The 13,499-nt window shown below is 68.3% G+C and carries 14 protein-coding genes; 9 read left to right on the forward strand and 5 right to left on the reverse strand.

Translation table 11 applies throughout. The features are described from left to right. The first annotated feature begins 20 nt into the window (after positions 1-20). A complete protein-coding gene (locus tag PRL19_RS07500; RefSeq protein ID WP_045981764.1) occupies positions 21-1,598 on the forward strand; it encodes a DUF5928 domain-containing protein in 1,578 nt (525 codons plus the stop codon). A 12-nt stretch (positions 1,599-1,610) separates the two neighbouring features. Continuing rightward, positions 1,611-1,985, forward strand: coding sequence for an HIT domain-containing protein (locus tag PRL19_RS07505; RefSeq protein ID WP_045981765.1), 375 nt, complete (start codon positions 1,611-1,613; stop codon positions 1,983-1,985). A gap of 1 nt (position 1,986) precedes the next feature. Here PRL19_RS07505 and PRL19_RS07510 read toward each other — a convergent pair whose 3' ends face one another. Then, complete coding sequence (locus PRL19_RS07510) at positions 1,987-2,910, reverse strand: ABC transporter ATP-binding protein (protein ID WP_045981766.1); 924 nt, start codon at positions 2,908-2,910, stop codon at positions 1,987-1,989. 90 nt (positions 2,911-3,000) lie between these two features. Here PRL19_RS07510 and PRL19_RS07515 point away from each other — a divergent pair, with 90 nt between their 5' ends. After that, positions 3,001-3,246 carry a zinc-finger domain-containing protein gene (locus tag PRL19_RS07515; protein WP_045981767.1) on the forward strand — a complete coding sequence of 82 codons (246 nt, stop codon included), beginning with the start codon at positions 3,001-3,003 and terminating at the stop codon, positions 3,244-3,246. Positions 3,247-3,302: 56 nt separating this feature from the next. On the opposite strand, the gene PRL19_RS07520 is transcribed toward PRL19_RS07515, so the two are convergent. Continuing rightward, the gene (locus tag PRL19_RS07520; RefSeq protein WP_042251866.1) at positions 3,303-3,485 is read right to left on the reverse strand and encodes a DUF2256 domain-containing protein; all 183 of its coding nucleotides are present in this window, start codon (positions 3,483-3,485) and stop codon (positions 3,303-3,305) included. A gap of 82 nt (positions 3,486-3,567) precedes the next feature. Between PRL19_RS07520 and polA the strand changes: the two genes are divergently transcribed. From polA to queE, 5 genes are all read left to right on the forward strand, one after another. Beyond that, positions 3,568-6,366: a DNA polymerase I gene (gene polA, locus PRL19_RS07525; protein ID WP_273744402.1), complete on the forward strand. Its 2,799-nt coding sequence runs from the start codon at positions 3,568-3,570 to the stop codon at positions 6,364-6,366. Positions 6,367-6,463: 97 nt separating this feature from the next. Then, positions 6,464-7,234: a transcriptional regulator FnrL gene (fnrL, locus tag PRL19_RS07530; protein ID WP_045981770.1), complete on the forward strand. Its 771-nt coding sequence runs from the start codon at positions 6,464-6,466 to the stop codon at positions 7,232-7,234. 88 nt (positions 7,235-7,322) lie between these two features. Then, entirely contained in the window at positions 7,323-8,030 is a 708-nt protein-coding gene (gene queC / locus PRL19_RS07535; protein ID WP_273744403.1) for a 7-cyano-7-deazaguanine synthase QueC, read from the forward strand. After that, the gene (gene queD, locus PRL19_RS07540) at positions 8,030-8,383 is read left to right on the forward strand and encodes a 6-carboxytetrahydropterin synthase QueD (RefSeq protein WP_173403574.1); all 354 of its coding nucleotides are present in this window, start codon (positions 8,030-8,032) and stop codon (positions 8,381-8,383) included. The genes queC and queD overlap by 1 nt, the downstream gene beginning before the upstream one ends. Next, positions 8,380-9,087 carry a 7-carboxy-7-deazaguanine synthase QueE gene (gene queE, locus PRL19_RS07545; RefSeq protein WP_273744404.1) on the forward strand — a complete coding sequence of 236 codons (708 nt, stop codon included), beginning with the start codon at positions 8,380-8,382 and terminating at the stop codon, positions 9,085-9,087. The genes queD and queE overlap by 4 nt, the downstream gene beginning before the upstream one ends. Positions 9,088-9,166: 79 nt before the next feature. Here queE and PRL19_RS07550 read toward each other — a convergent pair whose 3' ends face one another. Both PRL19_RS07550 and miaB read right to left on the reverse strand, forming a co-directional pair. Further along, positions 9,167-10,006: a universal stress protein gene (locus PRL19_RS07550; RefSeq protein ID WP_273744405.1), complete on the reverse strand. Its 840-nt coding sequence runs from the start codon at positions 10,004-10,006 to the stop codon at positions 9,167-9,169. Between the two features lie 404 nt (positions 10,007-10,410). Then, positions 10,411-11,724 (reverse strand): tRNA (N6-isopentenyl adenosine(37)-C2)-methylthiotransferase MiaB, encoded by a 1,314-nt coding sequence (gene miaB / locus PRL19_RS07555; RefSeq protein ID WP_273744406.1) that lies wholly within the window; start codon positions 11,722-11,724, stop codon positions 10,411-10,413. 64 nt (positions 11,725-11,788) lie between these two features. Between miaB and PRL19_RS07560 the strand changes: the two genes are divergently transcribed. Continuing rightward, positions 11,789-12,109 (forward strand): TfoX/Sxy family protein, encoded by a 321-nt coding sequence (locus PRL19_RS07560; protein ID WP_045981775.1) that lies wholly within the window; start codon positions 11,789-11,791, stop codon positions 12,107-12,109. Positions 12,110-12,113: 4 nt separating this feature from the next. Here the strand turns inward: PRL19_RS07560 and PRL19_RS07565 are convergent, their stop codons facing one another. Continuing rightward, the gene (locus PRL19_RS07565; protein WP_273744407.1) at positions 12,114-13,409 is read right to left on the reverse strand and encodes an alpha/beta hydrolase family protein; all 1,296 of its coding nucleotides are present in this window, start codon (positions 13,407-13,409) and stop codon (positions 12,114-12,116) included. Positions 13,410-13,499: the final 90 nt, after the last annotated feature.

The following is a 13,499-nucleotide window of genomic DNA, read 5'->3' on the forward strand; positions in this document are numbered from 1 at the left end:
CCCGGGGGACCGTCCAGCGCATGGCACGCATCGCCTTCATCCTGCTGATGCACAAGGACCCGCAGGGTGTGATCGATCAGGCGCGGCGTCTGACGGCGACGGGGGATTACGTGTCGATCCATTTCGACAAGCGTGCCCCGCGGGCGATGTTCCAGCAGATCCGCGATGCGCTGGACGACCATCCCCGCGTGACCTTTGCGGCGCGTCGGCGCAGATGCGGATGGGGGGAATGGTCGCTGGTCGCCGCCACCCTGGAGGCTCTGCGCGCGGCCGAGACGGCGTTTCCCCAGGCCACGCATTTCTACATGCTGTCGGGCGACTGCATGCCGATCAAGTCGGCGGAATTCGCGTACAATTATCTGGATGCCGAAGATTGCGACTACATCGAAAGCTTTGACTTCTTCAACAGCGACTGGATCAAGACCGGCCTGCGCAAGGAGCGGCTGATCTATCGCCACTGGTTCAACGAACGCAGCCACAAGGCGCTATTCTATGCCAGCCTGCAGCTGCAGCAGCGGCTTGGGCTGACGCGGCGGGTGCCCGACGACCTGCAGGTGATGATCGGGTCGCAATGGTGGTGCCTGCGCCGCCAGACGGTCGAGGCGATCCTGGACCTGATCCGCGCGCGCCCCGAGATCGTGCGCTTCTTCAGCACCACCTGGATCCCGGACGAGACGTTCTTTCAGACCCTGGTGGCCCATGTCGTGCCGCGCCAGCAGATCCGCACCCGCACGCTGACCTTCCTGATCTTCAGCGATTACGGGATGCCGATCAATTTCCACAACGACCATTACGACCTGCTGCTGCGCCAGGATTACCTGTTCGCCCGCAAGATCAGCCCCGAGGCGCAGGAGCTGCGCGCCCGGCTTGGCGCGCTGTGGCAGGCCACGGGGCAGGACTTCACCATCTCGGCCGAGGGGCGGCGGCTGTTCAGCTTTCTGACCGGCCGCGGGCGCATCGGGCGCCGCTTTGCCCCGCGGTTCTGGGAGACGGACGGCAGCCTGGGCGCCGAACGCGTGGTCCAGATCGTGGTGGCCAAGAAATGGCACGTCGCCAAGCGGCTGACGGCGGCCATCCGCGCCGCTACGGACATTCCTGCGGTCGATTACGTGTTCAACGAACAGGACGCGCACCTGCCGGACATGGGCGGCGTGGCATCGACCGTGGACAAGCGCGAGCGTCACCGCCGCGCGCTGGTCAAGCTGATGTTTGAGCAGTTCGGCAGCGACCGGCTGGTGTTCTGCGTCGATCCGTCGGCGGTCAGCCTGATCGCCGATTTCGACGCCGACCGGGCGCAGACACGGGTGCTGTTCGTGGACAGCCGGTTCGACGACGATTACGTCCGCGGCCATATGGGCAGGGTCGGCCTGGTCAGCCCGGACGCCCCGTCCGACATCGTCCACCGCCTGCTGCCCATCGTGCGCAACGACCTGCAGCACGAGGCGGACCGCCTCAGGGAGGCGGGGTTCCGCCATCTGGCGACCATTTCGGAATCCGCAGGGCCCGATCGCAACGCCGCGGCGCTGGCCGCGTTCCTTGGGGTGCCCGAGCCGCAGGCCCGCGCCCTGGCGGAGACGCCGCATCTTTTTGCCGACTGAAGGAAGACATTCATGGCCTATGACGACAGCAACATCTTTGCCCGCATCCTGCGCGGAGAGATCCCCAACGACACCGTGGCCGAGAATGATCACGCCCTGGCGTTCCGTGACATCGCGCCCAAGGCGCCCAGCCATGTCCTGGTGATCCCAAAGGGCCGCTATGTCGCCTTCGACGATTTCGCGGCCAACGCGTCCGAGGCCGAGATCGCGGGCTTCATGCGGCTGTGCGCCCAGGTCTGCGCGCTGGAGGGGGTGGGCCTGGATCGGGGCAACGGGTTCCGCGCCATCACCAATGCCGGCCATGACGGCGTGCAGGAGGTGCCCCATTTCCACCTGCACATCATGGGCGGGTCGATCATGGGGCCGATGATCGGGGCGCGCGGCTGATCTAGTCGCGGGTCAGTTCGACGAAGACGTCCTCCAGGTCGGGCTGTTCGGCGGCGACGTCCAGGATGGGCACGCCCGCGGCGCGCACCGCGTCCAGGATCTGGTCGGCGCGCAGCCGCGACGGAGGATAGGTGATCGCCAGCCGCCCGTCGGGCCGCGTCTCTGGGCGCGCGCCCGCGGGCAGGGGCGGGTGCGGGACCGCGCCGCCCGTGTCCAGCACCAGCGTCTTGCCGTCGGTGCGCGACAGCAGGTCCTGGGTCGATTGGCGCACCACCACCTGGCCGTGATTGATGATGGCGATCTCGTCGCACATCTGTTCGGCCTCCTCCAGGTAATGGGTGGTCAGGATGATGGTCATTCCCTGTTCGTTCAGGCGGCGGACATTCTTCCACAGCATCTCGCGCAGGGTGATGTCGACGCCCGCCGTGGGTTCGTCCAGGACCAGGATGTGCGGGCGATGGACCAGCGCCTTGGCCAGCAGAAGCCGCCGCTTCATGCCGCCTGACAGGTTCCTGGCATAGGCGTTGGCCTGGTCGGTCAGGCCCACCAGTGCCAGCAGCTCATCGGTCCAGCGTTCGGATTTCGGCACGCCGTAAAGGCCCGCCTGGACCTCCAGGCTGGCGCGAGGGGAAAAGAACGGGTCCATGTTCAGTTCCTGGGGCATGACCCCGATGGCGGCGCGCGACTGGCGCGGGTTCACGTCTTGGTCGAACCCCCAGATGGAAACCTTTCCGGCGGTCTTGTTCACCAGCCCCGCCAGGATGTTGATCATCGTCGACTTGCCCGCGCCGTTGGGGCCCAGAAGGCCGAAGATGCTGCCGGCGCGGATGGTCAGGTCGACGCCCTTGAGCGCGTCCTTGGCCGGGGCGTTGCCTTGGGCGGCATAGGTCTTGCGAAGACCGGTGATCTGGATGGCGTCGGGCATGGGGTGATCCTTGCAGAGCTTGCGAAGGCAGGCGGCGCTGCGCTAATGGGGTTAGACCAGATGATGCACGCCGCCACAAGAAGGCCAGCCATGACGCAGCACGTGACGCCCGAGACCCCCCTGTCGACCGAAACCGGGCCAGAGGCCACGACCCGCCCCGCCCCCGTGACCGAGGTGGTGACCCGCTGGCGCGTCAGCTGCGACGGCGATGATGCAGCTGGCCTGGGCCATCCGCGCGTCTGGCTGGCGATCAGCCCGGACATGGGGTTTGTCGATTGCGGTTATTGCGACAAGCGCTTCGTGATCGACCGCGATCACGCCCACGACGACCACTGACCCGCCTGGGATCGTCCCGACCCGCGTCGGTTTGCCGCCCCCCATCGAGGGGGCCGTCAAACCGGGGCGGCCTTGCCGCCCGGCGCGTCCCCGCGGGTCTTGCCCTTGCCCCGGCAGCGGTCCGAGCAGTAGCGGACATTGTCCCAATCGCGTTCCCATTTCTTGCGCCAGGTGAAGGGCAGGCCGCAGGCCGCGCAGATCTTGGTCGGCAGGTCGGATTTGCGGCGCATCTTGGGCATGACGGTTTCCTGGGGGCATCGCGCTGGAAGATCGGTCCCGGTCGTGGCACAAGGCGGCCCTGACCAGCAAGGATAGGTGATCATGGGCGAGCGTTTCGGCAAGGGCTGTCATCTGCATCTGATCGACGGATCGGCCTTCATCTTTCGCGCCTATCACGCGCTGCCGCCCCTGACGCGCAAGTCGGACGGGCTGCCGGTGGGCGCGGTCGCGGGGTTCTGCAACATGCTGTGGCGCTATGTGCAGACCGATGACGGGCATACCGCGCCGACCCATGCGGCGGTGATCTTCGATCATTCCTCCAAGACCTTCCGCAACGAGATCTATCCCGCCTACAAGGCGCAGCGCCCCGAACCGCCCGAGGACCTGCGCCCGCAATTCCCGCTGACCCGCGACGCGACCCGCGCCTTCAACATCGCCTGCATCGAGACCGAGGGCTATGAGGCCGACGACATCATCGCGGCCATGGCCTGCGCGGCGCGCAATGCCGGCGGCACGGCCACGATCATCAGCAGCGACAAGGACCTGATGCAGCTGATCGGCGATGGCGTCGACATGCTGGACCCGATCAAGAACAAGCTGATCGGCCCCGACGAGGTCTTCGAGAAGTTCGGCGTCGGTCCCGACCGCGTCGTGGACGTGCAGGCGCTGGCGGGCGATGCGGTCGACAACGTGCCGGGCGCGCCGGGCATCGGCATCAAGACCGCGGCCCTGCTGATCCAGGAATACGGCGATCTGGAGACGCTGCTGTCGCGCGCCGAGGAGATCAAGCAGCCCAAGCGCCGCCAGACCCTGATCGAGCATGCAGACCAGATCCGCGTCAGCAAGCGCCTGGTGCAACTGGATTGCGACACGCCGCTGGACGTGACGCTGGAGTCCCTTGAGGTGAAGGCCCCCGATGCCGACCGCCTGCTGGCCTTCCTGTCCGAGATGGAGTTCCGCACGCTGACGAACCGCGTGGCGGAATCCCTGGGCGCCGAGGCCCCGGCCGTGCAGGCGGCCCCCGCCAGCGAGGCGCCCGCGGCCCCCGATCAACCCGCCATCGACACCGGCGGCTATGAGACGGTGACCACGCCCGAGGCGCTGGACGCCTGGATCGCCGCGATCCGCGAGGCGGGGCAGGTCGCAATCGACACGGAAACCACGAGCCTGGATGAGATGCAGGCCGATCTGGTCGGCATCAGCCTGGCGGTCGCGCCGGGGCGGGCGTGTTACATCCCCCTGGGCCATGTCGCGGGGGGCGACGATCTGTTCGGCCAGTCCGCGCGGGTGGCGGGGCAGCTGGACCCCGCCGCCGTCCTGGCCGCGCTGAAGCCGGTGCTGGAGGATGCCGCGATCCTGAAGATCGGGCAGAACCTGAAATACGACTGGAAGATGCTGGCCCGCCACGGGGTCCGGATGGCCCCGATCGCCGACACGATGCTGATGTCCTATGCGCTGAACGCGGGCACGCACAATCACGGCATGGACGAGCTGGCCGAGCGCTATCTGGGCCACAAGTGCATCCCCATCAAGGAGCTGATCGGGTCGGGCAAGGCGCAGCTGCATTTCGGCCAGGTCGCCATCGACAAGGCCGCGCCCTATGCGGCCGAGGATGCCGACGTGACGCTGCGCCTGTTCCAGCATTTCCTGCCGATGCTGCCGGTCGAGAAGGTCTCGACCGTCTATCACACGCTGGAACGGCCGATGATCCCGGTCCTGGCCCAGATGGAGATGGCGGGCATCCGCATCGACACGGATGTGCTGAAGCGCATGTCGAACGCCTTCGCGCAGAAGATGGCCGGGCTGGAGGATGAGATCCACGGGCTGGCGGGGCAGAGCTTCAACATCGGCAGCCCCAAGCAGCTGGGCGAGATCCTGTTCGACAAGATGGGACTGAGCGGCGGCAAGCAGGGCAAGACCGGGGCGTTTTCCACCAGCGCCGACGTGCTGGAGGATCTGGCCGCCGAAGGCCACGATCTGCCCGCGCGGGTGCTGGACTGGCGCCAGATCAGCAAGTTGAAATCGACCTATACCGACGCGCTGCCCACCTATGTGAACGCGGAAACGGGGCGGGTCCATACCAGCTATTCGATCACCGGGGCGCAGACGGGGCGCCTGTCCTCGACCGAGCCGAACCTGCAGAACATCCCGATCCGCACGGAAGAAGGCCGCCGCATCCGTCAGGCCTTCATCGCGCCGGACGGATACAAGCTGGTGGCCCTGGACTACAGCCAGATCGAGCTGCGGATCCTGGCGCATGTGGCCGACATCCCGGCGCTGAAGCAAGCCTTCCGCGAGGGGATCGACATCCACGCCATGACCGCCAGCCAGATGTTCGGCGTCCCCGTCGAGGGGATGGACCCGATGATCCGCAGGCGGGCCAAGGCGATCAATTTCGGCGTGATCTACGGCATCTCGGGGTTCGGGCTGTCCAGGAACCTGCGCATCCCGCGGGCCGAGGCGCAGAGCTTCATCGACACCTATTTCGAACGCTTCCCCGAGATCCGCGCCTATATGGACAAGACCGTCGCCGACGCGAAGCAGGACGGTTACGTCACCACGCTGTTCGGGCGGCGGATCAACACGCCGGGCATCAACACCTCGGGGCCTGCCGCCGGGGGCGCGCGTCGCGCGGCGATCAACGCGCCGATCCAGGGGGCTGCGGCCGATATCATTCGCCGCGCGATGATCCGCATGCCGGACGCCATTGCCGACCTGCCCGCGCGGATGCTGCTGCAGGTGCATGACGAACTGGTCTTCGAGGTGCGCGAGGATGCGGTGGACGATCTGATCGCCCGCGCCCGGACCATCATGGAGGCCGCGCCCGAACCGTCGGTGCGGCTGTCGGTGCCCCTGGTCGTGGATGCGGGGCAGGGAATGAACTGGGCCGAGGCGCACTGACCCCAAGCGTCGCTTCGGCCGGCGCTTGGTGGCAGGCGAACGATTCGGTTCGCCTGTCGTTGCGCCGCGCACCCCATGGGCCTATCCTGCGATCACCATGCGCGCCCCCGTTCCGACCCAGGTTCAACCGTCAAGCCCCCTGCAAGGCGGTGCGCGCTGCGGCGACTGCCCCATCCGCTATCGCGCCGTCTGTGCGCAATGCGAGGGCGACGAGCTGGCCCTGCTGGAACGGATGAAGTTCTATCGCAGCTTCGAGGCCGGCCAGCCGATCGTCTGGGAGGGCGACCGGATGGATTTCGTGGCCTCGGTCGTCAGCGGGGTGGCGACGCTGACCCGGACGCTGGAGGACGGGCGCGCCCAGATGGTGGGCCTGCTGCTGCCCAGCGATTTCCTGGGCCGGCCGGGGCGCGACACGGCCGCCTACAACGCCACCGCCGCGACGGGGGTGGTGCTGTGCTGTTTCCGGCGCGGGCCGTTCGACCAGCTGATGCAGCGCATCCCGCATCTGGCACACCGCCTGCTGGAGATGACCCTGGATGAGCTGGACGCGGCGCGCGAATGGATGCTGCTTCTGGGCCGCAAGACGGCACGCGAGAAGATCGCCTCGTTCATCGCCATCATCGCACGGCGGCAGGCGGCCTCGCAGAAGCGCCGCCCGGCGGGCCGCATCGTGCTGGAGCTGCCTTTGACGCGCGAGGCGATGGCCGCCTATCTGGGCCTGACAATCGAGACGGTCAGCCGCCAGATGACCGCCCTGCGCCGCGACGGCATCATCGAGATCGTGGGCAAGCGTGGCGTCACCCTGACCGATTACGCCCGGCTGATCGCCGAATCGGGCGGGACGGGCGACGACGGGGCGACCGCCTGAGGGCGGTGCTTTTCATCGTGTGCTCGCTCTGTTAAGCGGCAGCTTCCCGGTCGCAGCCTACCCGGGTCACAAAAACAAGGGTTCAAACATGCACACTGCACTTGTCTGCTCGGGCGGGCTGGATTCCGTCTCGCTTGCCCATGTCCTTGCGTCCCAGGGGCGCCTGTCGCGCATCGTCAGCTTTGATTACGGCCAGCGCCATCGCAAGGAACTGGACTTTGCCCGCGCCTGCGCCCTGCGGCTGGGCGTGCCGTTCCACCTGGTCGACCTGTCGGGCTTGGGCGCGGCGCTGTCGGGATCGGCGCTGACCGACGATCTGGCCGTGCCCGACGGCCATTATGCCGAAGAGACGATGCGCGTGACTGTGGTTCCCAACCGCAACGCGATCATGCTGACCGTGGCCTTCGGCATCGCTGCAGCCACTGGCGATTCGGCGGTGGCGGCCGCGGTCCACGGGGGCGATCACTTCATCTATCCCGATTGCCGGCCAGGTTTCACGGACGCCTTCGCCGCCATGCAGCGCGCGGCGCTGGAGGGGTATGCCGATGTCGCGCTGGACGTGCCCTTCGTTCACCGCACCAAGGCCGACATCGTGACGGCGGGCGCGGCCGCGGGCACGCCCTTTGCGCAGACCTGGTCCTGCTACAAGGGCGGGGCGCGCCATTGCGGACGCTGCGGCACCTGCGTGGAGCGGCGCGAGGCGTTCCACCTGGCGGGCGTTGCCGATCCGACCGAATACGACGATGCCGATTTCTGGCAGGCGGCGGTGGCCGCACATGCCGTGGGGGGTGCGTGATGTTCCGCATCAGCAAGGAGTTCCATTTCAGCGCGTCGCACCGCCTGGACCATCTGGCGCCCGATCATCAATGCGCGCGGCTGCACGGGCACAACTATATCGTCGTGGTCGAATTGGCGGCGCCGGATCTGAATCCCGACGGCTTCGTGCGCGATTACCACGAACTGGCGCCGCTGAAGGAATATGTCGACGGGACGTTCGACCACCGGCACCTGAACGACGTGCTGGACGTGCCCTCGACCGCCGAGAACCTTGCGCGGCATTTCTTCGACTGGTGCCGGGCACGCTGGCCCGAGACCAGCGCCGTCAAGGTCAGCGAGACGCCCAAGACCTGGGCCGAGTACCGGCCATGAAACCCCTGCGCATCGCGGAAATCTTTGGCCCCACCATCCAGGGGGAGGGCGCCCTGATCGGACAGCCCACGGTCTTTGTCCGGGCAGGGGGGTGCGATTACCGCTGTTCGTGGTGCGATTCGATGCATGCGGTGGACAGCGCCTTTCGCGACAGCTGGGCGGCGATGCAGACGGCCGAGGTCTGGGCGCAGGTGCGCGCGCTGTCGGGCGGGCGGCCGTTGACGGTGTCCATTTCCGGCGGCAATCCGGCCATCCAGGACTTTGGGCCGCTGATCGCGACGGGCCGGGCCGAGGGCTACGGCTTCGCACTGGAGACGCAGGGATCGGTGGCGCGCGACTGGTTCGCGGACCTGACGCTGCTGGTGCTGAGCCCCAAGCCGCCCTCCAGCGGCGAGACGCCGGACCCGGCGGCCTTCGAAGCCTGCCTGGCGGCGGCGCCGGGCACGCGGACGGTGCTGAAGATCGTCGTCTTCGACGATGCCGATTATGCCTGGGCGCGCGATTGGGCGGGGCGGTATCCGGACCTGGACTTGGTCCTGCAGCCGGGGAACCCGGAGGTCGACCCGGACGTGCCCGTCGCGGCGCAGGATGTCGCGGACCGGCTGCTGTGGTTGGTCGACAAGGTTATGGCAGACGGCTGGTTCCGGCCCCGTCTGCTGCCGCAGCTGCATGTCCTGCTGTGGGGCAACCGGCGCGGCGTCTGACTTGCGTCCCGCGACGGCGGGGGGACTGGCCGTCCCCCCGCACCCCCCTGCGCGCATCCCCGCAAGGCGGCGTACGCCTTCAACGCGCCAGGAAGACTGGCACGCGTGCCTGTTCCAGCATGTTGCGCGTCGCACCGCCCAGGATCGCCTCGCGCAGGCGGGAATGGCCATAGGCGCCCATCACCACCATGTCGGCATCGACCTCTATCGCGCGGCGGTTGATCTCGTCGCTGATGCGGGGGGCGGTGCGGGCCAGCACCGCGATCTGGGCGTGGACGCCGTGCCGCGTCAGCATCTGCGTCAGCGCGCCCCCCGGATCGGAGCGTTCCGGCCCGCTGCTGCGCGGATCGATGCAGGTCACCTCGACCATCTCGGCGGCGCGCAGCAGGGGCAGGGCGCGGCGGATGGCGGCCAGGGCCTCGGCGGACTGGTTCCACGCGACCAGGATGCGGCGCGGCGCGGCAGCCGGCTCGCAGCCCTGCGGGAGGACCAGGACGGGGCAGGCCCCCTCGAACAGCGCGGCCTCGGTGATCAGTTCGGCGTCGCCGGGCTGGCCCTTGGCATAGGGGCTTGCCAGGATCGCCAGGTCCGAGAACCGCGCCCGCAGGCCCACCAGCGATGCGATGCCCAGGGACTGGGTCACCGCGGCCTCGCAGGACCAGCGCAGGTCGTGGGACGCGGCCATGCGGTCGCGCACCTTGCGGTCCAGCGCATTGGCATCGGTCAGCGCGCTGTCGATCGCCTCCTGCCATCCATAGGACGTGCCGCCGGGAAAGAAGTACCCGGCCTGGCTGTGGTCGATGCCCAGGCAGAGGATGTCCAGATGCGCGTCCTGCGCCGCGGCAAGCGCCGCGGCATCGTCCAGCTGCGGCACCTGGGACGGGTGGCTGAGGACTGTCAGGATCGTCTTGTAGGCCATGATCGCCTCCTGTTGCGGATAAGCCATCGTAGCGGTGCGGAGCGGGCGGCGCCTTGATCCTGATCAAACCCCGCGCGATGCGGAGCAGCGGAGGGACGCCGTCAATCGTGCCGCGGGGATCCATCAGGACGCTTGTCACGGCCGCGCGTTGGCGCTAGCAGCGCGCCGGCCCTGGTCGCGGGCGGTGCGGGGCGCAGCGCTGGCAGCAATGAAGGAGCGATGCAGAAGTGCCGCGTCATCACGGATGCTGCCGTTCCGACGACGGTGGCGGCATGGGCACAAACCTGCCGCCTGGTTCATGACCTTGGTCCGGGGCCGTTCCGCATGTCGCGTGTGGCGGCAGGCCGGTCCGGACCCGGCGGATGACCCGGTCACAGACCCGAACGGGCCGCCCCGCCGCCGGGCTATGCGACCAGTTCCCCATGCAGTGAGTTGCGCTGGCTGCCGATGATGCGCACGGGGCGCAGGTCACCGACCTGGGCGCGGTCGGTGTCGACGAAGACGGAATGCAGATAGTCGGACTTGCCGATCATCTGGCCCGCCTCGCGGCCCGCCTTCTCGAACAGCACGTTGACCGTGCGACCGATCATGCCGTCCTGCACCGCATGCTGCTGACGGGTCAGCAGGGCCTGCAACTCCTGCAGGCGGGCGTCGGCCAGGGCGGCGTCGACCTCGGGGCGGTCATAGGCGGGGGTGCCCGGACGCGGCGAATACTTGAAGCTGTAGGCCATGCCGAATCCCACCTGCTCGATCAGGCGCAGGGTGTCGGCGTGATCCTGGTCCGTCTCTCCGGGAAAGCCGACGATGAAGTCGCTGGTCAGCAGGATGTCAGGACGCGCCGCGCGGATGCGGTCGATCAGGCGCAGGTACTGGTCCGACGTGTGCTTGCGGTTCATCGCCTTGAGGATGCGGTCGCTGCCCGACTGCACGGGCAGGTGCAGATAGGGCATCAGCTGGGGCACATCGCGATGCGCCTCGATCAGGTCATCGGCCATGTCGTTGGGATGGCTGGTGGTATAGCGGATCCGCAGCAGCCCGTCGATCTCGCCCAAGGCGCGGATCAGGGCACCGAAACCGCCCGGACCCCCATGCCAGCCGTTGACGTTCTGGCCCAGCAGGGTGATCTCGCACACGCCGCGTCCGACCAGGTCGCGGGCCTCGGCCAGGATGCGTTCGGCGGGGCGGCTGACCTCGGCGCCGCGGGTATAGGGCACCACGCAGAAGGCGCAGAACTTGTCGCAGCCCTCCTGCACGGTCAGGAAGGCCGCGGGCGCGCGACGGGTCGCGCGGGGGGCGGGCAGGTGGTCGAACTTGTCTTCCTCGGGGAAATCGGTGTCGATGGCGGGCGCCTCGCCGCGCACCATGGCGGGCAGGCGGTGATAGGTCTGCGGCCCGACGACCAGATCGACCAGCGGCATCCGGCGGATGATCTCGCCCCCCTCGGCCTGGGCCACGCAGCCCGCGACACCGACCTTCAGGTCGGGGCGCGCGGCCTTCAGGGGCTTCAGCCGGCCCAGGTCGCTGTACAGCTTTTCGGCCGCCTTCTCGCGGATGTGGCAAGTGTTCAGCAGGACCATGTCGGCGTCCGACTGATCCTCGGTCAGGACATAGCCCTCGGCGCCCATCGCCTCGGCCATGCGCTGGCTGTCATAGACGTTCATCTGGCACCCGTAGGTCTTGATGAACAGTTTCTTTGCGGCCGGGTTATGGGCGGTCATGTCATGCCTGTTCCTGAAGGTCGCGCAGCGATACAGGAAATGCGGACTTTTGGAAAGGCACGGGATGGAGAGCGACCTGACCACCATCCGCAACATCGGCCCGGCCACCGCGCAGGCGCTGATCGCGGCCGGCGTGCCGGACGCGGCGGCGCTGCGGGCGATGGGGGCGGACGCGGCCTATCGCGCCCTGATGGACGCCGGAGAGCGTCCGCATTTCATCGGATATTACGTGCTGCACATGGCGCTGCAGGGGCGGCCGTGGAACGACTGCAAGGGCGCCGAAAAGGCCGCCCTGCGCGCGCGGTTCGACGCGCTGGTGGCCGAGCGTCGCCCGATGACGGCGCTGGAGGCGGCGCTGGACCAGATCGGCCTGCGCCGCCCCTGACGGCCTACTGACCGGCGTTCTTGGTTTCGAACATCAGGCCCTTGGCGCTGCGCTCGGGAAAGCCTGGCCAATAGCTGTGGGCCGCATCGGGCGTGCCCGCGTCATCGACCGACCAGACCCCGTCCTCGGCATCGGGCACCAGGTCCAGGAAGGCGCCGCGATCCTCTTCCTTCAGGTGCTGGTCCAGGAAGGCCGTGGTGAAATGCTGCAGGATGTTGTTCATCCGCACGCTGTCCCAGACCGGATCGGCGTAATGGTCGAAGGGCGCGCGGCCCAGGGATTCCGAGAAGGCCCAGGCCTCGGCCGGGGCGGGGATCGGGGCGGCGGCGTTGTGGTTGGCATGATCGAAGGTCAGAAGGTGCCGTGTCGCCGCGGTCGTCTGGTCGAAGATCTGCCGGATCGCGTCATAGATCGACACGTCGTCATCGCTGCCCGCGACCAGCAGCAGCGGCTTGGTCATGCCGGCCAGCCCGTCCGCGTCCCAGAACTCGTGCTGGCGGCCCCAGGGGGCGATGGCCACGATGGCCTTGACGCGCGGATCGACCAAAGCGGCGTGATCCTCGCTGCCCGCGGCCAGCCGGGACAGCAGCTTCTGCGGCGGGATAAAGCGTTCGGGCTCGGTCCGGTCGATGGCGGTCTGCGACAGGCCCGCGCCGCCAAAGATCATCGCGCCGTATCCGCCCATGGAATAGCCCACGACGGCCGCCGTGTCGGCATCGGTGATCGCGCCGATCTCGTCCTCCAGCCCGGCCATGCTGTCCAGCAGGAACCGCTGGTCCACCGCCCGGTTCACCAGGGTCGAGGCAAACGCCCCCATGTCGTCGTACGTGCTGTCGGGATGGTCTGCGGCGACCACGACGTATCCCTTGGAGGCCAGGTTCTCGGCCAGGTGGCTCATCAGATAGCGGTTGCCGGGATAGCCGTGCGACAGGATGACCAGCGGGAACGACCCCTCGGCCGGCGCCGCGTCGCGGGCGGCGCTGCCGGACAGGGTGGTGGGCGTGACCCCGTCGCGCAGGATCGTGTCATAGGTGGTGCCGGGTTCGGTGCCGTCGGCCGCGGGATACCAGATCTCTGCCTGCAGGGTGCGTTCCGCGGTGGGGGGCGTGCCCGTTGCGGTGGTCGCGATCACGTCGATGCGGTCCGGGTCGGTGAAGCTGGCGGCGCGCACGCCGACCGGATGCGCGCCGCGCGCGGCCAGTTCCGGCGCGTCGGGGCGGATCAGGTCGATGCGGTTTTCGGACAGGGCGGGGGCGGCGCAGGCCAGGGTGGCGGCAGCGGCCAGCATCAGGTGTCTCATGGGAACTCCTCCGGCGGTTCGGGCGAACTGTGCCCCGGTTGCACGATCTGCACAAGCGTGCCCCATTGAACGCCGCCCGGCGCCCGGCTA

The sequence above is a fragment of the Paracoccus marcusii genome (genome assembly GCF_028621715.1).
Classification (GTDB): Bacteria; Pseudomonadota; Alphaproteobacteria; order Rhodobacterales; family Rhodobacteraceae; genus Paracoccus; species Paracoccus marcusii.